This window comes from Streptomyces subrutilus, assembly GCF_001746425.1.
Taxonomy (GTDB): domain Bacteria; phylum Actinomycetota; class Actinomycetes; order Streptomycetales; family Streptomycetaceae; genus Streptomyces; species Streptomyces subrutilus_A.
The window spans coordinates 370,600-391,677 of record NZ_MEHK01000001.1 but is presented as its reverse complement, the minus strand read 5'-3'; the positions used below and the strand labels follow the sequence as shown (position 1 = coordinate 391,677).

Sequence of the window (21,078 nt, the reverse complement as noted above, 5' to 3'; positions counted from 1 at the left end):
GGCGCTGTGGCGGAGCCGGTGCAGCGTGAAGCCGTCCAGGTCCTCGATGTCCTAGGGTGAGGCGAGCGGGTTGGCCAGCAGTCGGGTGTTCTCCTCGAAGATCTCTTCGGCCCGGCGGTAGGAGAGCCGGGCCCGGCTCGTCTCCGGGCAGACGTCGAGCGTCGGTGTTCCGGCGGGGGCCTTGCGGTCGGTGAGAAACAGGGGGCCGCGGGTGCGGCGCGCGATGAGGCGGGGCAGGAGCTGGGCGGTGCCGGACTGCCAGTGAATCCACTCGGTCGCGCCGCTCTTGGCGGTGATCTTCCCGCGTTTGTCCTGCGGGTACAGGTCTTCCACGTTCAGGCACAGCACCTCATCTGCCCGTGCGGCGCTTTCATGGAGGAGCTTCCAGAACGTCTTCTCCCTGAGCCCGACGTCCAGGCGCCACAGGGCGGCGATCTGGTTCTCGGCCAGGGCCTTGGTTCGGTCGGGTGGTGCCGGCCGACGCTCGATGCCGATCGTCGGGTCTCCGACGATCCAGCCCTGGCGCTGCCACCAGCCGATGGCCTTGCGGGCGATGGACAGTTCCCGGTTGACGGTGTCGGCGTCCATCTCGTCCGCCCGCGCCGCCGCCAGCTCGGCCAGCACCTCCGGCAGGGCCGGGTCGTCGATCGCGGTGACGGGGAAGACGGGCGGCTTCGCGCCCCGGCGGGCGGGTCCGGTCGGCGCCGGTTCGCCGGCGAGCATCCACCCCCACGTCGTCAGCGAGATCCGGTAGATCCGCGCGGAGGACTTCGCGATGCCCGCGCCGGTGAGGCACCGCTCGGCCGCTGCGGTGTACGACGAGGGTGGGGCGGACAGGGGCACCACCCGGGCGCGCGGCAGCCGGAGCGCGCCCCCGCTCCCGAGTTCGGTCACCGGATCGATCGTCACGCTCGCCCCGTCCTTCCAGGTCTGCCGCAGTCGCCCCGGCGGCCGAAATACCCCGCCACAGGTCGTGGTGATCGCCGTAGGGGTTCTGGCGCAGCAAATCCGGCATTCACTGCGGTAGTCGACTGGCGAGCCGTCAGGCGATGGACGAAGGTGACAGTGCCTCAGGACTGCTCCCTTCAGGGATGGCAACGCCTACCCGAGATCCACCGCCCGACCGGCAACGGCGAAGCCATCAGCTCTTCAGCAGCCGGTCTGCCTCGTTGACGAGGTCGGCGAGGTACGAGCCCGCCGTCGGCGACTCCCGAGCCAGGGCTGCCGACTGGCCGGCCCACAGGTTCACGTACTCGGGCCGGCCCTGAGCCCCCGCAGCCCGGCGGATCGGCTGCATCAGGGCGTTCTGTACGGGATACGGCGGTACGTGGTCCTCGTGGGCTGCCATGTCGCGGACGAAGCTGTTCGGGATGCCCCTGGCTGTGCGGCCCGAGAACAGACGGGTCAAGACCGTCGTGCGGGCCTCGGATGTGCCGAGAGCCGCCTTATGGACCGCGCTCGCTCCCGACTCCTGGCAGGCGAGGAAGCCGGTGCCGATCTGGACCGCGTCCGCGCCGAGAGCGAGGGCTGCGGTGACACCGCGGCCGTCGGCGATCCCGCCCGCGGCGACCACAGGCACCGTGACCGCATCCGCCACCTGCGGGACCAGCGAGAACGTGCCCACCAGGGACTCCCGCACGGGGCGCAGGAAGGCTCCCCGGTGGCCGCCCGCGTCGCTGCCGGAGGCGACGATCGCGTCCACGCCCGAGGCCTCAAGAGCGGTTGCCTCGTCGACGGTCGTCGCCGTACCGATCAGCGCGATGCCGAGCCGCCGGGCCTCCTCGACCAGACGTCGGGGCGGCAGCCCCATCACGAGGCTGATGACCGGCGGGGCGGCGGCGAGCAGGGCGTCCACCTGCGCGTCGAAGTCCGGCCCGGCGACCACGTCGGCGGCGGTGGGGGCGGGGACGCCGAGTTCCTCGTAGTACGGCCGCAGCCGCGCCACATGAGTGGCCAGGTCCGTCTCGGACGGCTGGAGTTCGGATTCACCATCGAGCGGAACCCACAGGTTCACCGCGAACGGCCGGTCCGTGCCCGCTTTCAGCCGTGCTACCAGATCCCCGATCTCCTCCGGGAGGAGGATGTGGGCCCCGTACGAGCCGAGCCCGCCGCCCTCCGACACCGCCACGGCCAGCTCGACGGAGGAGAGTCCGCCGCCGAACGGCCCTTGGATGATAGGCAGTTCGATGCCGAGGAGCTCGCCAAGACGTCCCGGCCTCATCCGGTCACCGCCGAGGCGAGCTCGGCCTCGCGACCCAGGGCCTGACGAAGCGCGGCCCGTGCAACGCGCTCTCCCAGGTGCCGGGCCGTGCGCAGGTCGGCCGTGCCGGGTGCCTGCTCCGGACCGAGGTCGGAGGGCGACTGTGCCATGGCGCCGACGAAGCCGCCGAGCCGGTTGAGGTCCTCAGGGCTGCCGTTGGAGGAGTAGATCCAGCCGGGCGTCAGGCCCAGCGGCACCCAGGTCATGCCGTGCTGGGCGGCGAACACGGTCATCGACAGCAGGGCGTTGTCCTTGTTGCCGTTGACCCCGGCGGAGTTGGTGAAGCCGGCTGCAATCTTGTCCTGCCAGCCCCGCTCGGCCCAGACCGGCGCGCTCGCCTCCGCGAAGTGCTGGAAGACCGCAGAGGTTGAGCCCATGTAGGTGGGAGAACCGAAGACGATCGCCTCGGCCGTGCCGAGGGCGGTCCACAGGCTCTCGTCGAGGACCGACACGTCCCGGAGATCGGCGCGGACTCCGGGCACGGAGTCCGCGCCCTCGGCGACGGCGGCGGCCTGACGGGCAGTATGCCCGTACCCGCTGTGATGGGCGATGGCGACGGTGATCGGGGGTACAGCCATGGGGAGGCCTCCTAGAGCGCGGCGAGCCGGTTGCCTGCCGACCTTTCGAACACTAGACGACCGGTCAACTAAAAATCCACTCCAGGAACCCTCCGGATAGTTGACCGCCCGTATAGTGACCGTCATGGGACGCACCAGCACGGCACGCACAAGGCTTCTTGCAGCCACCGGCGAACTCATGCGCAGCCACGGCTACAACAGTCTCGGCATCGCCGAGATCTGCGCCCACGCCGAGGTGAAGAAGGGCAGCTTCTACCACTTCTTCGAGTCCAAGCAGGCCCTCACCGTCGAGGTCGTCGACGCCTACTGGCAGGGCGAGCGAAGCTGCTGGGTCGGGGAGCTGTCCGTCCCCGCGCCCGCCCTCGACCGGCTGCGGCGGCTGCTCGACGCCACGGCTGCTGTCCAGCGGCGGATGAAAGAAGACTCCGGCACGGTCGACGGCTGCCTCCTGGGCAACCTCGCCCTGGAGCTAAGCACCCGGGAACCGGACATCCAGGCCCGTCTGAAGGAGATCTTCGACGAACAGATCCAACTGGTCGCCAACGTTCTCACGGACGCGGCAGCCGAGGGCGCAATCCCGACAGACCGGGCTTCGTTGTCGACCGCCCGGGCCCTCGTCGCCCAGCTGGAGGGCATGGTTCTCTTCGCCAAGCTCAAGAACGACCCCGCAGTGCTCGACGACCTCTGGCCGCACACACTGATGCTGCTCGGTGCCTGACTTAGGCGCTGTCACTGGGAGTTCTCCGCCAGGTTGTTGATCCCCTTGTAGGAGCGGTGCTCCACCGAGGGCATCACCTCACGGTGGAGCACCGTAAAAGGCGAGCATTGGGACATGCCCCGGCGCTACCGCACGTATCCCCTCCAAAGACCATGCTGGCGCGCCCCGGCCCCGGGCCTGTAACGGAGCAGGTTCATGCGTTCTCCACGGCGGATCGGGCGGCCTCGCTGTCCGCGGCTCGGGGTCCCGGGACAGAGGCCGCGGCGAGCTTGAGGCGGGCGTCCATGTCGAGGTTCACCTCACCGTAGGGCCGGACGTGGGACCAGAAAAGCGGGGTCAGGCCACGCCGGTCGGCGGGCGTGAGCAGGCCTGCCCACTCCGGTTCGCCGAGGATGTCCTGGAGCATCAGGGCGTTCACGTAGACCAGGGCCGATTGCAGAATTCGCAGACACAGTACGAACATCTCCTGTTCGTCACGCCGGTTCGAGGAAATCTCGCGGCCCTTGCCGTAGGTGATCAAGGAGTTCGCGCCGTTGGAGGACTCCATCACGTTCAGGCCCTCCTCGATCTCCCGCTGAAGGTCCCTCAGCCGCAGGTAGCGGGCTACGAAGATGGTCTTCTGCGCGCGGCCGACCTCCAGCATCGCCGCGTAGGTGGGGCGGGAGGCGTTGCGGGTGATGCGCCGCAGGATCGCCTCGGTGGATGCGGTCCGGGTCCGGATCGCGGTGGCGTACTTGATCATCTGGTCGTACTACTGGGCGATGAGTTCCCAGCGGATCGGGCGGGTCAGCGCCGGGGTCAGCTGCGGGTAGGCGTCCGCCTCGCCACCCACCGGCCGGTACAGCTTCACCTTGTTGATCCGCTTGATACGCGGCAGCAGGTCGAAATTCAGCAGCCTCGTGACGCGGAACCCGATTTCCGACTGGCCGTGCGAGTCCGTGTAGTTGGCCTCGACGTCCATGGTGGTGCCGTGCCGCATCGCGCCCTCGATCATCGCGGCGACCTCGGAGGCGGTGCAGTTGATCAGCTGGGAGTGGATGGCCAGGGACTTCTTCTCCACATGCCAGTAGAGGAGCACCCCTCGACCGCCGTAGCGCGAGTGCCACTCCGTGAACAGGTTCTGGTCATAGGCGCGCACGTGGGTGGAGTCGGAGGCCACCGCGGTCGAGCCCTGGCCCCACAGCTCGGCGCTGCGGGCGGCGAAGGTGGCGTTCGCGATCTGGACGGCGATGGCGCGGGCCGATTCCGCCGACAGATACCGACGGCGTACGTAGCGCAGCTCGTCCTCGGTGTGCCCGTGGCCGCCAGACGCCACTGCCTAGATCCCGGTGTTCGTGCCGTACGCGTAGATCACCAGCAGCAGCCGTTCGGCCAGCACCTCCGCCGAGAGGCTCCCTCCGCCGAGAGGCTCCCTCCGCCGGAAACGGAGGTGACCGCGTCCAGGCAGCCGGTCCGCAGCACCGCTTCCTCGAGCATGTCGACGAGCGGCACGACGCCCCAACGCCTCTGCACCTCGGCCTTGACCCTGCGCAGATTGCGCGGCTCGGGCTGAGCCTCGGCCGCCGTCAGCCGGATCGCTCCGGACTTCCGCTCGGCGATGTCCAGCCAGGACAGCTTGGGCATCTGGTCGTTGAGCAGGGTCAGCTCGGCCGTCATCTGCTCGCACAGTTCGTCGATGAACACCGCGGCGTCCAGCGGCTTGCGCAGCTCCCGGTAGTTCTCCTCCCGCCTCGCCTCGAAGTCCTGCGGCAGGTCCTCATCGGGGTTGCGCCACTTGTCGGCGCCGACCACCCAGATCTCCTTGCACTTGAGCTGATCACGCAGGGCCTGGAAGGCGACGACCTCGTAGACCATGCGCACCACCCGCCGCCGGCCCCGCTTGTCGGCGCGGTGCACGACCTCCGCCCAGTCCCCGCCCATCGCCTTGTGGACCGGCACCGTCTCGCCCAGCGGGTAGTACGTGGTGTTCCCCGCGTTCGCGTACCGGGCCACCAGCGCCAGGGCCTCGATCACCGGCCGGTGCGTGTGGTTGGAGGAACGGAACTCCAGCACGTCCAGCAGCCTGATCAGCCCGCGTCGATAGTGGTTGGTGTACGACGCCTTCAGCGTCGTCTGCACCGTCCGCCGGTAGACCGGCCCCCGGGTGTTGAACTCGTGGACCAGCTCCCGCAACGTCGCCTCACCCCCGAACACCGCCGGGAACACGACCTGCCGCACGGTCCCCTCCGGGGCGCCGAGCGACGCCTCGGCGAGCTTGAAGAGGATGTTCTCCTTGCCCGACACCTGCTTAAGGGCACCCGCAGCGGGACCGGGTGCGTCCTCAGGTGGGAAGGCGACTCCACCGCGGCCCGCGCCCGCCATCCGGCCACGACCTTCGGGGCGACGTCGATGAACAGATCCCGTGGCAGGCCGATCGCCCGCACCGCCAGGAGCTTGTCGATCTCGGTGAGCATCGTCTCCAGGCTCACGTTGCTCGGCGCTTCCTTGACCTTCGCCAGCACCGGCGGCGCGTCCTCGCCCTCCGTGCCGCCACCTGCGGGGCCGGCGTCGTCCTGTTCGGCGCCGACCACCAGAGCCACGATCCGCTCCACGCTCTCCACGGGAAGCCGGGAGGAGATCAGGGCGGTCAGCGACTCCTCGGCCGCCCGCAGAGCGGCCCCCACGATGCGGTCGCACCGGCCCGACGTGGGCGGCTCGATGCTCTCCGCGCGGCAGCGGGCCAGCAGTTCCACCCGGACCTGCTCGGGCCTACGCTCCTTGTGCGCGACGTGCTCGGCCAGATACGCCGTCACACCGCTACGCCGCCTTCCCCGTGCCCGGACACACGCTCCACAGGCACTCCTGGAAGTCGCCCGTGACGGCCGAGAAGGCCAGGCGCCGGGTGAGGGCGGGCGCGTCGGCGCTGCCGAACGCATGGCGGTCCGCGACCGTCACCGACTCGGCCGTCTCGCCCCGGCGCTCCGCGGACTCGGCGGCGAGCTCGGCGCGCCTCCTCGCCTCAGGTGGGAAGCCGCCCTCCGGGCGGGCCGGGAGCCGGCCCTCGGACAGGCGGAACTTGATCGGGACGAGCAGTGAGGTGGGCATTCAGGACCTTCCTTCCACGGAGAAGTACATCAGTCCGTCAGCCCGCCGCCGACCTCCTTCTTGTAGCCGAACCCCAACCTCGGCCCCGGGCTTGGCCGCAGTGGACATCCTGCGCCCACGAGAGGACCACCCCGAGGCCCTCGGCGTCCCGAATCAGCCGTTGTGGGCCATCGCCTTGTGGATCCAGCCCGAGTAGGCGGGCGCGCTGGTGTAGAGCCCCGGGCCCTCGCTGCAGCGCACGCCTGGGGCGCCGGGGCCCGAGGTGACGCCGATGAGTTCCCAACGCCCCCTCCGGTCCTGCTGGAGCTGGGGGCCGCCCGAGTCGCCGTTGCATGCCATGGCCTTGGGCACCTGGCTGATCGTGCACAGGCGGGTGCTGTCCGCGTAGCCCGGCGCGCAGTCGGAGACCGCACCCCTGCGCGTGTCGAGTTCCTGGAGCCTGTCGGGGAAGACCCATTTGGTGTGGTCGGGTGCGTCGTCGATGGTGCCGAAGCCCAAGATGCGGGTCGGGGTGCCGGGCCGCCCCGGCTTGTCGGCGATGCGGATGGGCTTCTCGGTGACCGGGCGGTCCAGGCGGACCAGAGCGATGTCGTTGCGGTTGGGGCCGGTGCCCTCGCCGTTCCTGTAGCCCGGGTGAGACACCGTCTTCGCGACGGACCGGACCGTGCCGCCGGACGTCTTCCACTCACTGCCGATCCGGACGGTGCCGTCCAGGGTGACAAGCGTCGGGTCCACGCAATGGGCGGCTGTGAGCACCCACTTCGAGTCGATCAACGTCCCCCCGCAGACACCCTTGAAGGTAGGGTCGTCCACACCCGTCACCGGTATCGACACCATGGACGGGTAGCGCTGCGTTGAATCGCTCCCGTTGACGATGGCTTCGGCGCTCCCGGTCATCATGGCGGCGCACGCCGCTCCTGTCAGGGCCACCGAGGCGGTGCGGGCCACCGTGCGGCGCGAGGACTTCAAGTTGAACACTGGTTCTCCGATCGGACGAGCATGTGCGACGTGCTCAGCCTCCGCTACCAAGAGGAACTGATCCATCCGGTCAGCGGGCCCATCCGAGCTCCGGCCAGCGGGCCCGTGCGGGGTAGGGAGAACCCCCGGCTTCTCTGCGATGGCCGGCCCGCAGTGGCGTTCGGGCCGCAAAGGGTTGCTCCGTCCCGGCCGGCTGCCGGGACGGAGCGAGGGGGCGTACGGGTTGGGCTCAGCGGCTGGTTGCGCGCCGGCGTCGGTGGAGCAGGGCGGCTCCGCCCGCGAGGGCGAGTGCCGTGCCGGACCCGCCGGCGAGGAGCAGGGTGGAGGATGGGGCGTCGTCGTCCGGGCGCTCGAGGCTGTAGCCGCTGGAGTAGCCCTTGGTGTCGTATTCCGAGCCGGGCAGCTTGTCGGCGTAGCGGGCCTTGACCAGTTTCTGGTAGTCGCTGAGCGACACCGACGCCTGGCCGCCCAGTCCCTCCCGGGCCTGGTCGTTGAGGGGCTCGACGGTGGTGAGCTTGAGCTGGTACCAGCCCCGGATCTGCGGCTCGGTGAAGACGAACGTGCCCAAAGTTGCCTTGCTGGCATGTGCGGCGTCGCTGTCGCCGTCACGCACGGCCGCCAGGTGCCAGCCGCCGCCCTGGGTGGGGGCGAGCATGACGGTGGCGTTGCGGCCGTTGACGGTGGTGCTCAGCGAGGAAACCAGCTGCGTCAGTTTGATCGCCTCGGTGGGCAGTGGCGGGGTCGTGCCCGCGACGAACCCGGGGGTGATCTCGTTCAGGGCCACCGGGTCCTTGATCGTGAAAAGGGGGAGGCCCTGGCACGGCTCGGCCGTTTCGGGGATCGTCTGCACCGGTCCGCCGGCGCTGTCGGTGGGCACCGGAGTGCGCAGGAAGCGGCAGACGGCGTTGCGGACGTCGGTGGACTTCACGGCGTCGAGGGCGGCCTGGTAGTCGGGGATGTCGGCCGGGAGAGGGTCCTTGGCCGGGGCTGCCTGTGTGGGGCCGACGACGGACAGCAGTGCGGAGGCGCACACTGCGATGACGGTGGACAGGCGGGAGAGGCGGGAGACCGTCCGCTTGTCGGAGATGTTGGTGCCGCTGGTGTCGCGCATGTCGCCTGCCTTAGCGGGAGATACCGATGCGGGAGTGGGTCCACTTGGATGAGCCGTTGCTCACGTAGTCGTTGTAGTTCCACCACGTGTAGGTCGTGGTGTCCGGCCACGGGTCGGCCACGGCGATCGTGTTCTTCGACGTGTCGAAGCCGTAGACCACGTTCATGTGACCGCCACCGGACGTCCAGCCGATGCGGGCACCGATCGGCCGGGCCGCCTTGACGTCGGTGTACACCTGGTTGAACGTGGCCGCGCTGTTCAAGCCCGAGCCGGTGTGGGCCATGCCGAGGCTGCTCCAGCCCCTGGCCATGTCGTCGAGCGTGGCGGGCTGGTTGTTGCAGCCGTAGTAGGGCTGGGCTCGGTTGCAGAAGTCCGTCTGCGTGGAGCCGAAGCCCTGGAACTTGGCGATGGTCAGCCCTGAGGCCACCCAGCACCATTGGGACTTCTCCTGCTTCAGCATGCTGATGGTGTCCTGGCCCGCTTCCGCGTGAGCTGTGCCTCCCGCGGCCGTGAGCGATCCCAAGGCGGCCAGCGCGATGGCCGCAGCCGTGGTTCCGTACCTGAACCTGCTCATTTTTCTGCCTTCCCCTGATGGCTACAACGAGATGAGCGGGGCAAACTGGCAGGAATATGACAGCGCATCATGTCCAAGGCACATAGGGATCTTGCGGGAAAATGCCCCTTACTGATTATTTGTCAGGTCATCACGCCTTTGCGGCCCCGAGGTCAGGTGGCGACCCGGATGAAGACGTTGCCCATCGCCTCTCACGAAGGGCGGCAGCAGCCCGAACGCATCGCTGGGGCACCCTCCGCCCAAGGCCGCCTTGGAAAGGCCGACCGGGCCGGGGGGCCACCGCCGGAGCGGCGGCAGGATCACCTCGAGGGCCGGCGGCCGGACTGAGGGGGAGCCGAGCGCGAGGCGGGGGTTCGGCAGCGCCAGGGCTCCGGGGGAGGGCTGTGTGTGCAGGCGGCACGACTGAGGCGGCATGGTGAGCGTCTCCTGGTGCGCCGACCGCACATGTTCAAGCACGCCGTCTCGCGTATGACCCAGGCGTCGCGGGCCGTTCTCGAAGACATGTAATGGCCGCCAGAATCCGTTCGCCCCTTCGTCGGACATCAGGCGAACCAGAGAATTCTCACCAAAGTCGCCGACCTTGTCGGAATCCCCGCCGAAAGTCGTTTCGGTAATATCGACCGACTGGGAAACACGTCCTCCGCGTCCCTTCCCCCCATCATGGGCGACGTTGACGTCGCGTCCGGCTCGCGCACTCTGCTCACCGCCTCGGCGTGGGGAGCGGCCGTCCTCACCTGGCCCGCCTGCCCACAACGTAGCGGAGGATGAGACCATGGCCGAACAAGTGACCCCGTAGGCATTCATCACCCAATATCTCGCGAATGAATTCTCCGTGCCTCGCGAGCGCATCTCACCAGGGCTTCGGCGTAGTCACCTGATGTCCGTTTTGTGATCACGCGAGGCCGAGGAGGGCCAGTGGGCGTCGTGGATCACGGGCGTTGCGGCGGAGGGCGGTGGCGATGTTGGTGACGCCGCTCAGCCTCAGGGCGCCGATGGCGAGGTTCCGCCAGGCGGTCATCGCGCGTGGCGCGTTGCCGGTCCGCAGTTGGGAGGCGTCCTCGGCGAAGGTGGTGTCGCGGACGTGGTGCAGGGACTCAATGCCCCAGTGGCCGCGGACCAGCTTCGCAAGCTGGGCCGGGGCGGCCTGGTGGGCGGTGAGACTCGTGACCGCGTAGACGGTCTTGATGGTGGCCTTTCCGGTCTTGCGGTCGGTGCGGCGGCGCTTGATCTGGATGGCCTGGCGGGCGCCGGGGAACAGCAGGTTGCTCACGGTGGCGACCTTGATCCGGCGGATCTCGCAGCGCCCGTGGCCGGTCTCCGTCGTCCGACCCAGGAGCGGGATGTCCCGCCAGGGAAGCGACTTGAGCTGCATGCGGAGACTCTTCTGGCTGCCCTTGACGAATCGACTGAGCCGCTCAAATAAATAGCTTGCCGATCCGGTGGGCCTCTGTCACTGTTCCGCCTGGATCAACAGCCGGACAAGAGAATTGGTGCCATGGGTAATCAGTACGAGGAAGAGTGTCGTCGGTCGTTGGCCGAAGAGCAGGCGAAGAGCCTTGCCGAGACCAACAACTGGGAGCACGTTGACAGGCCTCAGGTCCACCAGGACTGGGACGTGCTGTACCGGGAGATCGCGGCCTGCCTGGACGGCTCCCTGCCCGGGGATCCCCAGATCCAGGAGCTCGTCGGCCGGCATTTCGGCATAGCCTGCCGATTTTACGCCCCCAGCAGGCAAGCGTACGTCGGGATGGCACTCTTCTATGCGGAAGACGACGCCATGAGGGAGTTTCACAACTCCTACCATCCCAGGATGGTGGAATTCCTGGGTGAGGCGATGAGGATATTCGCCGAACGGGGAGTCGGCTTCACTTCGTAGTACTCCTGCTGTAGATCGTGATCTTGCCCGTTGGCAGGGCAGGGCTTCGGCGTTTCGCGTGGCATCCGGTTCATGACGGTTTGTCGGGCAGGTGGCTACGGGAACGGAAGCAGGCACGGCTTCCAAGATCATGGAGTTCTCGACGCCCCGTGATCCGACTGGAAGACCGTGCCTGCCGACGCACCATCGCTGATCCCGTCCGCCTTTGACCAGCTCCGCCGGCAGCCCGATCCCGGCCTCCAGGAGGTTCCAGGGCTGCTGGAACGGCTCGCGGAGGTGCGCGACCCGCGCGATCCGCGCGGCGTGCGGCATGCGCTGGCGGTCGTGCTCGCGCTGACAGCGTGCGCGGTGCTGGCAGGGGCGACCTCGCTTGCGGCGGTCGGTGAGTGGATCGCCGACGCTCCGTTCCATGTGCTGGAACAGCTCGGCGTCCGGCCCGATCCGCTGCTGCCGCGGCGTCTGGCGCCCTCCGAGTCCGCCGTGCGCCGACTGTTGGCCCGCCTCGACGCAGACGCGCTGGACCGGGCGGTCGGCCGCTGGCTCGCCGACCGCCGCCCGCAACCGAGCGGTGGCGCTGACCTGCGCGGAGTGTCGGTGGACGGCAAAAGCCTGCGCGGCGCGGCCAGGGCGAAGGGCCGCAAGATCCACCTCCTGGCAGCCATGGAGCACACCAGCGGCCTGGTCCTGGCCCAGCTGGACGTCGGCGAGAAAACGAACGAGATCACCTGCTTCCAGCCCCTGCTCGACACCGTCGCCGACCTCGCCGGGACGGTGGTCACCAGCGACGCGCTGCACACCCAACGCGAGCACGCCGGCTACCTCCTCGGCCGGAAGGCCCACTACATCGTGATCGTCAAGGGCAACCAGAAGAGTCTCCGCAAGCAGCTCAAGTCGCTTCCCTGGCGGGACATCCCGCTCCTGGGTCGGACGACGGAGACCGGCCACGGGCGCTGCGAGATCCGCCGGATCAAGGTCGCCACCGTGAACAGGCTGCTGTTCCCCGGCGCCCGGCAAGCCATCCAGATCAAGCGCCGCCGTACCTGCCGCAAGACCGGCAAGACCACCGTCAAGACGATCTACGCCGTCACCAGCCTGACCGCCGAGCAGGCGTCCCCCGCCCGGCTCGCCCGGCTGGTCCGCGACCACTGGGGCATTGAGTCCCTGCACCACGTCCGCGACACCACCTTCGCCGAGGACGCCTCCCAACTGCGGACCGGCAACGCACCCCGGGCGATGGCCACGTGGCGCAACCTCGCCATCGGCATCCTGAAACGCTCCGGCGTCACCAACATCGCTGCCGCCCTCCGCCGCAACGCTCGCGACCACCAACGACCGCTCGCGCTCCTCGGCCTCGGATGATCAGAAACCGGGCATCATCCGACTACGCCGAAGCCCTGGCATCTCACCCAGCACCACATTCGAGTAACTGGAACTGGATTCGATCGCGCGCTTACCGAACTCATCGTGACTCTCAATGACCACTACACCGTTGACCTGGACGACAGCAGCAGCACCAAAGGGCACACCACGCCGTCCCAGACGGCGGACCTGGTCGCCACCGCCCTGACCAAGGGTCCTTGACCCGACAGAGCAGGGGTCATGTCTGGGTGCGACAGGGCTGAAGGAACCCTCATGAAGGCAGTGACGTCCGGCACGGTCACCCGCGAGGCGGAGACGACAAGTCTCCAGGTTCGCTGACGGACTTTCCCGCTCGGTACCGCGTGTCGGCTCCCGTCGACGTTGACGTGGTTCGTCCACTGGGCAGGCATGCAGGCATGCAGGCATGCAGGCAGGCCGACAGGCCGACAGGCCGGCAGCGGGCGGGCGGGCATCGACAGCGTGTACAGAACCGCCCCAGGCTTTGCTGTCGCCCTCTTCCGCTCCGGGAGCTGCCGCCCTGCCGCCCTGCCGTCCTGTCGGCACCCGTCGGGCGGAAGCAGCCGGTTCTGCACCGTCGCGCATAGCGCATTTCACTCCGGGACACCACTCCCGAACGATGCAATCCGGCCATCAGTGATTGCCGTGTGCGTGCGGATCCTCTCGTCGCCAACCGATCGACACCCCGTCTACCTGCCCTTGCATCGCCGGCCGCCGTGGACAGGCCCCCGCCGGTGCCGGAATTCGGCGCAGTCGATGGCGCATAACGGTTCCTCCGGTCCGATGAACTCCAACAAAAGCCCGCATGCGGGATGTTGGGCCTAGTTATGCTCCCGCCCACCGGTCAGAAGGTCACTCTTTTCGATATTTCGAGGACGCCGATGGAGCAAAGAGGCATTCCACCCGAAACCTCCCACGCAGCAGGGGGGACGAGCCGGACGCTGCCCGCGATCGCGGCCGTGGCCGCCGCTTGTCTGGTCGCGGCGTTTGCCACCTCCTCGGAACCGAGGGGCACTGCCCTGATCGCCGTGGGCGCGGCGTGCACCGCGGCGGCGCTGGTCGAAGCACTACGGCGCGGCCGCGCGCTCGCCGCTCGCAGCGCCGAGGTCGCGGCTCTGCAGCACGCCCTGTCACGGCAGGAGACCGAGGCGGTCCGGCTGTCCGCGACGGTGCTGCCCGAGGCCATCGAGCGACTGCGCAAGGGTGAGCTGGCCGAGGAGGTGTTGACCTCCCTGGGAGGGCGCGCCGGTCACGGCAACCGCTGGGGCGACGACGAAGCCCTGACCCCGCGCTTCAGATCCGCCCTGCAGGCCGTGCTCGCCCACGTCATCGACGCGGTCGACAACGAGGAGAGTCTTCGCGACTCGGCGCAGCGCGCCTTCGTGAACGTCGCCCGCCGCGTGCAGGCGATCGTCCATCAGCAGGCCCACGAGCTGCGTGAGATGGAGGACCGGCACGGCCGCAACCCGGACGTTTTCGGCGACCTTCTGCGACTGGACCACGGCACCGCCCTGATCGGCAGGCTCGCCGACTCCATCTCGGTCCTCGGCGGGGCACGCCCCGGCCGCCAGTGGAGCAGGGCCGTCACCTTGTACAGCGTGATGCGCGGCGCGATGTCGAGGATCATCGACTACCAGCGGGTGGAACTCCACTCGGTCTCCGAGGTCGCCGTCGTCGGCCCGATCGTGGAGCCGCTGATCCACACCCTGGCAGAGCTGCTGGACAACGCCACCCGGTACTCGCCGCCGCACACCCGGGTCCACCTCACCGCCGTCGAGGTGCAGTCGGGCATCGCCGTGGAGATCGAGGACGGCGGCCTGAGCATGAGCGAGGAGGCCCGCGCACGCGCCGAGAAGATGCTCGCGCAGGCGCAGTCCGGCATCGACCTCAACGACCTCGGGGAGACGCCGAGGCTGGGCCTGGCGGTGGTCGGCCGACTGGCGCAGGCGTACGGATTCCAGGTGTCCCTGCGTTCCTCCGCGTACGGCGGCGTCCGCGCTGTGGTCATCGTGCCGCAGCACCTGATCACCACGGCGTCCGCGGCGACCGGTCTCGCCCACGGCATCGGCTCCTCCTCGGGGCCCAGGGCAGTGGCCGCCACACCGCGCGAGCACCCCGCGGACCACTCGTCGGCCGGTGTGTCCGTCCCCCGGCCGGCACCGGCTCCGGCGGCCGGACCCGTGCCCCTCGGCGCCGAGCCGGACTCCGTACGAACCGCCACCGGCCTCCCGCAGCGACGCCGGAAGGACCGTGTCACCACCACCGACACCCGGTCGGCCGCGGAGCCGCATCCGACGGACGACGGCGGCCCCGGGATGTGGCTGGAGGCGTTCCACAGCGGACTGTCCGGTGAGACCGGCGAGGACGCGCAGGGCGCCCAAGGCGCGTCGGGCTCAGCGACCAAAGGGGCGTAAGCAGTGATGACTCAGCGAAGCAGCATGGACTGGATGCTCAAGGACCTCGCCGCCGGAGTGCCGCAGACGCGGCACGTGATCGTACTGTCCGCGGACGGCCTCTGCGTGGCGCAGTACGGAGCAGAGACCGACACGGCCGACCGCCTGGCGGCCGCCTGCGCGGGCCTGCAGAGCCTCGCCGGAGCGGTGGCCGCGGAACTGCCCCGCTCGGAGGGCCGGATGCGCCTGGTCGTGATCGAGATGGACGGCGGATTCTTCTACCTGATGGCCGCCGGAGACGGGTCATACCTCGCGGTCCTTGCCGACGAGGGCGTCGACGCGGGCCTGATGGGCGCGCAGATGCGCAATCTGGTGACCCGAATGGGGGACCACCTGAGCAGCCCGCCCCGGCATGACGGGCAGCCCGCGTGAACGAGCCGCCCACAAGCTGGGAAGACGGCAGCCCCGAACGGCTCTACGTCATCACCGGCGGACGCAGCGGACCCTCAACCGCCGTCCACCTGGACCTCGTGACCCTCGTCGTGGCCAAAGGGCCCGCCCGGCCCGAGATGCAGCCCGAGCAGGCGGCCATCCTGCGGATGTGCCAGTCACCGCTGTCGGTGGCCGAGATCGCAGCGTACGCCGGCCTGCCCGTGAGCGTCGTCACCGTGCTGGTCGGGGATCTGATGGCCGCCCAGCGCGTGTACGTCCGTCCGCCCATTCCCGCCGCGCAGCTACCCGACCTTGCTCTGATCGAGGCAGTGATCAATGGACTCCAGAAGCTCTGACCCGCCCGCCGGGCCGCGCCCCGCCGACGCACTCCCGCACACGGCAGCGGCAGCCGTGAAAGTCGTCATCGTCGGCGGTTTCGGGGTGGGCAAGACGACAATGGTCGGTGCGGTCAGCGAGATCAAGCCACTGACGACCGAGGAGACGATGACCCGGGCAGGCGTCGGTGTCGACGACACCTGGGGCGTGGCCCGCAAGATCACCACCACCGTGGCCATGGACTTCGGGCGTATCAGCATCAACGACGAACTCGTGCTGTACCTGTTCGGAACACCGGGCCAGGAGCGCTTCTGGTTCCTGTGGCGCGGGCTCTTCGAGGGCGCGCTCGGCGCGGTCGTACTCCTCGACACCCGGCGGCTGGAGACCAGCTTCGATGTCATCGGACGGCTGGAGGAGCGGGGCGTCCCGTTCGTCGTGGCCGTCAACTCCTTCCCCGACGCGCCCGAGCATCCGCTGGAGGAACTGCGCCAGGCCCTCGACCTGCCCCCCGCCGTACCGATCCTCGCCTGCGATGCCAGACGACGGAACTCGTCCCGCGACGTCCTGCTGACCCTCATGCGCTACCTGCACTCCCAGGCAGCCACCCAGGAGGCAATGTGAGTACCAGCCCCGTCCCACCGCCCGAGTGCCCCGCCCACGGGGCGGGCGGCCTGTACCGGCTCCATGGAACGGAAGCCCAGAACGACCCCCTCGCGTTGTACGAGAAGCTGCGAGCCGAGTACGGGCCGGTGGCCCCTGTGCTGGTGAGCGGGGACCTTCCGGCATGGCTGGTCCTCGGCCACCGGGAGAACCTGGACGTGGCGCGAACGTCGTCGCGCTTCGCCCGCGACCCCCGTGGCTGGCGCGACATGAGAGAGGGCCGGGTCCCGGCCGACACCCCGCTCGGCCCCATGGTGTCCTGGGTGCCGGTGTGCAACTTCACCGACGGGCCCGTTCACGAGCGGCTGCGCGCAGCCGTGGTGGAGTCCCTGGAGCGCTTCGACAAGCGCGGCATCCGGCGCTACGTGACCCGCTTCGCCAACCAGCTGGTCGACCGGATCGCGGGCGAGGGGTATGCCGACCTCGTCTCAGCCTTCTCCGACCAGCTGCCCATGCTGGTCATGACGCAGCTCATCGGGGCACCGGACGAACACGGACCGCTGCTGGTCAACGCGGCACGCGACATGCTCCAGGGAACCGAGACGGCCCTGCAGAGCGACCGCTACGTCACTGCCACGCTGGAACAACTCGTCGCGGAACGCAAGGCCAAGCCCGGCCGCGACCTCGCCTCCTGGCTGATCGAGCACCCCGCGAACCTGAGCGACACCGAAGTGCTGATGCACCTGCGCGTCGTATTGATCGCGGCGTACGAGACCACCGCCAACCTGATCGCCAACACACTGCGGACCGTGCTGACGGACCCGCGCTTCCGGGCGAGCCTCTCCGGAGGGCACATGACGCTGCCCGACGCGCTGGAGCAAGTCCTGTGGGACGATCCGCCGATCAACACGATCATCGGGCGCTGGGCCACCGGTGACACCCTGCTCGGCGGCCAGCAGGTGAAAGCCGGCGACATGATCCTGCTGGGCCTGGCCGCCGGCAACGCCGACCCGCAGATCCGGCCGAACCCCGACGAATCCGTCCACGGCAACCGCTCCCACCTGGCCTTCAGCAGCGGACCGCACGAGTGCCCGGGCCAGGACATCGGACGCGCCATCGCGGACACCGGCATCGAAGTCCTGCTGGACCGGCTGCCCGACCTCCACCTCGCGATCGACGCGAGCGAGCTCCAATGGCGGGGCACCCTCATGTCACGCCACCTGCTGTCCCTGCCGGTACGGTTCGCTCCGCGTTCCGTACCGAACCGCGAGCCCGGGCTCGAACAGGCGTCAGGGCACCCCCCGCACGCGCTGATCCCGCCCCAGCCGACGGCAGCACCCGCGGTAGGTGTGAGCCGCCCCGGCCGCGGCTGGTGGCGCCGGCTGTTCGGCCGCCGCTGATCCGGCCCTCCGCGCCGAGGGCCCCGGCCGCACCGGCCGGGGCCCCCGAATCGCTCAGCCGGGCACCCGCTGCCACCAGGATGCGAGAGCCGGCAGGTCCGGCGGCTCGATTCCGGCGATGGCGGGGGCGTCGGCGAACCGGAGCTCGAACTCGGCCTGCCACAGTGGCAGTTCATATCGATTGCGCGGACTCGCGTACCGGGGCGCCCGGCTCTGCCACGTGATGGAGCCGGCCACGTAGTGCTCCAAGGCCGCCAGATGGCGGCGCAGTTCTCCATCCGCGCCGGCCTCCAGCTGGGCCCGCAGCCTGATGAACAGGACCATCACCCGGTCGCGCAGGGCCACCGCGAGCGGCACCGCCTCGGCGGGAGAGATGTTCTCCTGATGGGCGAGGACATTGACGAGATTCACCTCCTGCGGCACCAGGTGGTCGTCCTTGTCGTAGGAGAAGAGGTCGTTGTCCGCGCTGACGACGAATCCCGCCGCGTCCGTCAGCGCCGTCACGGCGGGGGAGCAGAGGACGTCCGCCGGCAACCGGTCCCCGCGTGCGACGTCGGACCAGGTCAGCGAGAAACGGGTACCGTTCGCCAACGGCCCCATGGCGACGAAGTCGTTCAGCCCCGGCATGGTCCCGGCCTCGGCCTGAGCGGCCCGCCAGGCCGCCCCGAGCAGCCAGTCGCGCGTCCCCTCGACGAACCTGCGCAGCTCATAGGGCGTGAGCATGGCATGCGTGCGGCCCACCAAGTCCACCAGCGCGCGGGTCATGGGGCCGTCGGGCAGCACCGACACCCCCGGGTCCTCGATGGTCCGCAGCAGACGTGCACCGTGTTCGACGACGGCACCCGTCCCCACCTCGTCGGAACCCGAGTCCTGCCAGTCGTCGACGGCGTTGGCCCAGTAGTTCCACTCGGCGAACAGCAGAAGGGCCTCCACGTCCCCGTCGGGGATGATGCGGCAGGAGAAGTCGGCGCTGTGGGTGGCGAGACCCCATGCGCGTTCGACGGGATCGGGATACACGCCGAAGGCGTCCAGCCACTCCACGGCCCGGGCTTCGACCTGCTTGGCCTCGGGATGGAGGAGGTCGCGCTCCAGGGGGCAGTAGAAGGGCGGCAGGCGCGTACCCAGGCGGGAGGGGCGCGGCGACTCGGTCATCGGCCGCCCCCGTTCCGGAAGTGCAGCAGCCGCGTCTGCACCGCGCGGTCACGCCAGAGCCGGAAGAACCTGCTGTGCGCGATCGTCGACTGTTCGAGCCGTTCGCCGGTCCAGGCGCCGGGCACGGCGCCGGCCCCCGCCCGCAGCCGGTCCATCTCGGCGGTGTTCCACGCCATGGACTGCACCCAGAACTCGGCCACCGAGTCCGTCACGTCCTCGTCCCGCACCAGTTCCAGGCCGGCCGCCTCGGCCGCGGCCAGGTATTCTCCGCGCCGTCCCAGTCGCGTTCTGTAGTAGCCGTCCATGAACGCGCGCCACTCGGAGGGGCCCACGAAATGCTCCTGCATGCCGAACCACCCACCGGGCTCCAGTGCCTTGGCGACGACCTCGAAGAGACGGGCCCGGTCGGTGTAGCCGCTGCTCTCGTTGGCGTAGACGGCGTCGTACGCACAGGTCTCGTCCAGGTCGTGCACATCGGCCAGTACGGGTCTCACCCGCTCCTCGACCCCCGCCTGCCGTGCGAAGTTCCGCACGATCGGGATGTGTTCGGCCACGACGGTGAGGCTGGTGACCGAGGCCCCGTGCTCCTGTGCCCAATAGAGCGACGTGCCGCCCAGGCCGCAGCCGATGTCCAACAGCCGCCGGGGAGGCGCCTCGTACGCGCCCCACGACCGGGCCGCGTGCTCGACTATCCGCTCCTGCCCGTCGAGCAGGCGCTGCTGGAGCGTGCTCTGGGAGACGGTGGTGTCCGGAGGGCCGTCGGGGTACAGCCCCACGTGGAAGTGCACGCGGGGGCCCGGGCCGTACTTGTGGAGGATCTCCTGTGTCTTGCGGCTGTAGTAGAGCCGCACGGAATCGTCCGCGGCTGAGCCCTGGTCGCTGCCTAAGGACGATCCGAGTGGTGTGGCGCGCATGGGGTCCGCCCTTTCGTGGGGTAGGGCTCTGTCCGGGACGCGCTGCGGTTCTCACCGCGTCCCGACCGGCACACTGTTGAAGCATGGATCATCGTGGCACTTCATGGGCGCCACGTCAGCCCACTGGAGCAATGCGGCTCGGCATCGGTTCACGCGGCGGTACCGCGGGACGCCGCGATCGCCGCTGGCGTCCTCGGCCGGGCCCGTCGGGTGCTCAGGAGCCTGCTTCCGGGAGAGTCGTGCGGCGGTACGCCGCGCGGGCGCGGGCGACGCGGGCGATGGCGGTCCCGGTGCTCGCTGCTGCCAGGAGGCATCCGAGGCGGCCCAGGTCATAGCCGGAAGACCAGGTCAGTTCTCCCATCGGCGGTGTGGCGAAGCCGTTGAGGGCGAGCCAGCAGACCAGGGCCGTGCCCGGTGCGGCCACGAGCCGCGCTCCAGTGCTCAGTACGGCGCAGGCCATCGACACCAGGAGAAGGTCGATGGCGGGGTCGCCGTGCCCGTTGAGATGGTTGAGGACCGTCACCACGACGAGGGCCGTGATCCCCGCGGCAGCCCACACCGAGGGGGTCGCGACAGGGTGGGGCACCGGGCGGATACCGGAACTCAGACGCCTCCACTGCACCACGCGATTCTCCCCTCGCCTCGGCCCCCGCCGTTGGAGACCTCCGCCATGATGCCCGAGTCGGCAAGGACTGGTCGGCTCCGTCCGGCCGGACCGGCTCCGGCTCCGCCTCGTGCTCACCGGCGGCCCCGGCGTAGAGGAGACGGTGCGCGGCCCGGCGGCCCGCGAGAGCGGCTGCTGCTCGTTCCTCATCTTCACCGTCACGGCGCCGCCGCTCCTGCTCATGTTCGCCGAAGACGGCTGGTGAGGGCGGGTGCGGCTGCAGGGCGTCCGCCGGTCCGCTGAAGATCGGCGCCACGGGCAGCCGGTAGGGTCGGCCGGTATGACTGTCGCTCGTTCCGTTGTCCTGTTCGTCGTCGCCGCGCTCTTCGAGATCGGCGGCGCCTGGCTGGTGTGGCAGGGCATCCGCGAGCACAAGGGATGGATCTGGATCGGCGCCGGAGTCATCGCCCTCGGTCTCTACGGGGTCGTGGCGACCTGGCAGCACGACGACAACTTCGGCCGCATCCTCGCCGCCTACGGTGGGATCTTCGTTGCCGGTTCGATCGCCTGGGGCATGGTCGCCGACGGCTACCGCCCGGACCGCTACGACGTCATCGGCGCCTTGGTCTGCCTCGCAGGGATGGCCGTGATCATGTACGCGCCGCGCAGCCACTGAACGGCGCCCGAAGCG

General features: G+C 69.5%; 21 protein-coding genes and 3 pseudogenes. 11 read left to right on the top strand and 13 right to left on the bottom strand.

What is annotated here, in order from left to right; genetic code table 11:
- Positions 1-51 precede the first annotated feature (51 nt).
- From BGK67_RS39810 to BGK67_RS02795, 3 genes are all read right to left on the bottom strand, one after another.
- Positions 52-909 (bottom strand): site-specific integrase, encoded by an 858-nt coding sequence (locus tag BGK67_RS39810; protein WP_244291117.1) that lies wholly within the window; start codon positions 907-909, stop codon positions 52-54.
- A gap of 232 nt (positions 910-1,141) precedes the next feature.
- Entirely contained in the window at positions 1,142-2,221 is a 1,080-nt protein-coding gene (locus BGK67_RS02800; protein WP_069918394.1) for an NAD(P)H-dependent flavin oxidoreductase, read from the bottom strand.
- Positions 2,218-2,838, bottom strand: a complete 621-nt coding sequence (locus tag BGK67_RS02795; protein ID WP_069918393.1) for a flavodoxin family protein — start codon at positions 2,836-2,838, stop codon at positions 2,218-2,220. The genes BGK67_RS02800 and BGK67_RS02795 overlap by 4 nt, the downstream gene beginning before the upstream one ends.
- Positions 2,839-2,962: 124 nt before the next feature.
- Here BGK67_RS02795 and BGK67_RS02790 point away from each other — a divergent pair, with 124 nt between their 5' ends.
- Positions 2,963-3,556, top strand: a complete 594-nt coding sequence (locus BGK67_RS02790; protein ID WP_069923577.1) for a TetR/AcrR family transcriptional regulator — start codon at positions 2,963-2,965, stop codon at positions 3,554-3,556.
- A gap of 193 nt (positions 3,557-3,749) precedes the next feature.
- Here the strand turns inward: BGK67_RS02790 and BGK67_RS39805 are convergent.
- From BGK67_RS39805 to BGK67_RS02760, 6 genes and pseudogenes are all read right to left on the bottom strand, one after another.
- Positions 3,750-4,871, bottom strand: a pseudogene (locus BGK67_RS39805) (Tn3 family transposase).
- Positions 4,872-4,906: 35 nt separating this feature from the next.
- The gene (locus tag BGK67_RS39800; RefSeq protein WP_069918392.1) at positions 4,907-5,839 is read right to left on the bottom strand and encodes a hypothetical protein; all 933 of its coding nucleotides are present in this window, start codon (positions 5,837-5,839) and stop codon (positions 4,907-4,909) included.
- A 513-nt stretch (positions 5,840-6,352) separates the two neighbouring features.
- Complete coding sequence (locus tag BGK67_RS02775; protein ID WP_069918391.1) at positions 6,353-6,640, bottom strand: hypothetical protein; 288 nt, start codon at positions 6,638-6,640, stop codon at positions 6,353-6,355.
- A 153-nt stretch (positions 6,641-6,793) separates the two neighbouring features.
- Positions 6,794-7,618: a S1 family peptidase gene (locus BGK67_RS02770; RefSeq protein WP_432215419.1), complete on the bottom strand. Its 825-nt coding sequence runs from the start codon at positions 7,616-7,618 to the stop codon at positions 6,794-6,796.
- 229 nt (positions 7,619-7,847) lie between these two features.
- Positions 7,848-8,729 carry a hypothetical protein gene (locus BGK67_RS02765; protein ID WP_069918389.1) on the bottom strand — a complete coding sequence of 294 codons (882 nt, stop codon included), beginning with the start codon at positions 8,727-8,729 and terminating at the stop codon, positions 7,848-7,850.
- A 10-nt stretch (positions 8,730-8,739) separates the two neighbouring features.
- Positions 8,740-9,303, bottom strand: a complete 564-nt coding sequence (locus BGK67_RS02760; RefSeq protein WP_069918388.1) for a papain-like cysteine protease family protein — start codon at positions 9,301-9,303, stop codon at positions 8,740-8,742.
- A 522-nt stretch (positions 9,304-9,825) separates the two neighbouring features.
- Here BGK67_RS02760 and BGK67_RS41145 point away from each other — a divergent pair.
- Positions 9,826-10,071: pseudogene (locus BGK67_RS41145) on the top strand (3-oxoacyl-[acyl-carrier-protein] synthase III C-terminal domain-containing protein); the annotation flags it as partial.
- Between the two features lie 124 nt (positions 10,072-10,195).
- Here the strand turns inward: BGK67_RS41145 and BGK67_RS02755 are convergent.
- Positions 10,196-10,675 carry an ISAs1 family transposase gene (locus BGK67_RS02755; RefSeq protein WP_069918387.1) on the bottom strand — a complete coding sequence of 160 codons (480 nt, stop codon included), beginning with the start codon at positions 10,673-10,675 and terminating at the stop codon, positions 10,196-10,198.
- A gap of 123 nt (positions 10,676-10,798) precedes the next feature.
- Between BGK67_RS02755 and BGK67_RS02750 the strand changes: the two genes are divergently transcribed.
- From BGK67_RS02750 to BGK67_RS02720, 7 genes and pseudogenes are all read left to right on the top strand, one after another.
- Positions 10,799-11,179, top strand: a complete 381-nt coding sequence (locus tag BGK67_RS02750) for a TipAS antibiotic-recognition domain-containing protein (RefSeq protein ID WP_069918386.1) — start codon at positions 10,799-10,801, stop codon at positions 11,177-11,179.
- A gap of 168 nt (positions 11,180-11,347) precedes the next feature.
- Positions 11,348-12,403 (top strand): annotated as a pseudogene (locus BGK67_RS02745) (ISAs1 family transposase); the annotation flags it as partial.
- 1,034 nt (positions 12,404-13,437) lie between these two features.
- Positions 13,438-14,970: a sensor histidine kinase gene (locus BGK67_RS02740; protein WP_079153962.1), complete on the top strand. Its 1,533-nt coding sequence runs from the start codon at positions 13,438-13,440 to the stop codon at positions 14,968-14,970.
- 6 nt (positions 14,971-14,976) lie between these two features.
- Complete coding sequence (locus tag BGK67_RS02735) at positions 14,977-15,381, top strand: roadblock/LC7 domain-containing protein (protein ID WP_208948645.1); 405 nt, start codon at positions 14,977-14,979, stop codon at positions 15,379-15,381.
- A complete protein-coding gene (locus BGK67_RS02730; RefSeq protein ID WP_069918384.1) occupies positions 15,378-15,737 on the top strand; it encodes a DUF742 domain-containing protein in 360 nt (119 codons plus the stop codon). Before BGK67_RS02735 ends, BGK67_RS02730 begins: the two co-directional genes overlap by 4 nt.
- Complete coding sequence (locus tag BGK67_RS02725; protein WP_069918383.1) at positions 15,718-16,338, top strand: GTP-binding protein; 621 nt, start codon at positions 15,718-15,720, stop codon at positions 16,336-16,338. The genes BGK67_RS02730 and BGK67_RS02725 overlap by 20 nt, the downstream gene beginning before the upstream one ends.
- The gene (locus BGK67_RS02720; protein WP_069918382.1) at positions 16,335-17,717 is read left to right on the top strand and encodes a cytochrome P450; all 1,383 of its coding nucleotides are present in this window, start codon (positions 16,335-16,337) and stop codon (positions 17,715-17,717) included. Before BGK67_RS02725 ends, BGK67_RS02720 begins: the two co-directional genes overlap by 4 nt.
- Before the next feature lie 54 nt (positions 17,718-17,771).
- Here the strand turns inward: BGK67_RS02720 and BGK67_RS02715 are convergent, their stop codons facing one another.
- The 3 genes from BGK67_RS02715 to BGK67_RS02705 all read right to left on the bottom strand — a co-directional run bounded on the left by BGK67_RS02715 (position 17,772) and on the right by BGK67_RS02705 (position 20,369).
- Positions 17,772-18,869: a terpene synthase family protein gene (locus tag BGK67_RS02715; protein ID WP_069918381.1), complete on the bottom strand. Its 1,098-nt coding sequence runs from the start codon at positions 18,867-18,869 to the stop codon at positions 17,772-17,774.
- A complete protein-coding gene (locus BGK67_RS02710) occupies positions 18,866-19,783 on the bottom strand; it encodes an SAM-dependent methyltransferase (RefSeq protein ID WP_069918380.1) in 918 nt (305 codons plus the stop codon). Before BGK67_RS02710 ends, BGK67_RS02715 begins: the two co-directional genes overlap by 4 nt.
- 214 nt (positions 19,784-19,997) lie before the next feature.
- On the bottom strand, positions 19,998-20,369 hold the full coding sequence (locus BGK67_RS02705) for a DUF4118 domain-containing protein (RefSeq protein WP_347878394.1): 372 nt from the start codon (positions 20,367-20,369) through the stop codon (positions 19,998-20,000).
- A 148-nt stretch (positions 20,370-20,517) separates the two neighbouring features.
- On the opposite strand from BGK67_RS02705, the gene BGK67_RS40680 reads away from it, so the two are divergent.
- Positions 20,518-20,652, top strand: a complete 135-nt coding sequence (locus BGK67_RS40680; protein WP_279628649.1) for a hypothetical protein — start codon at positions 20,518-20,520, stop codon at positions 20,650-20,652.
- Positions 20,653-20,727: 75 nt separating this feature from the next.
- Positions 20,728-21,063 (top strand): YnfA family protein, encoded by a 336-nt coding sequence (locus tag BGK67_RS02700; RefSeq protein WP_069918378.1) that lies wholly within the window; start codon positions 20,728-20,730, stop codon positions 21,061-21,063.
- Positions 21,064-21,078: the final 15 nt, after the last annotated feature.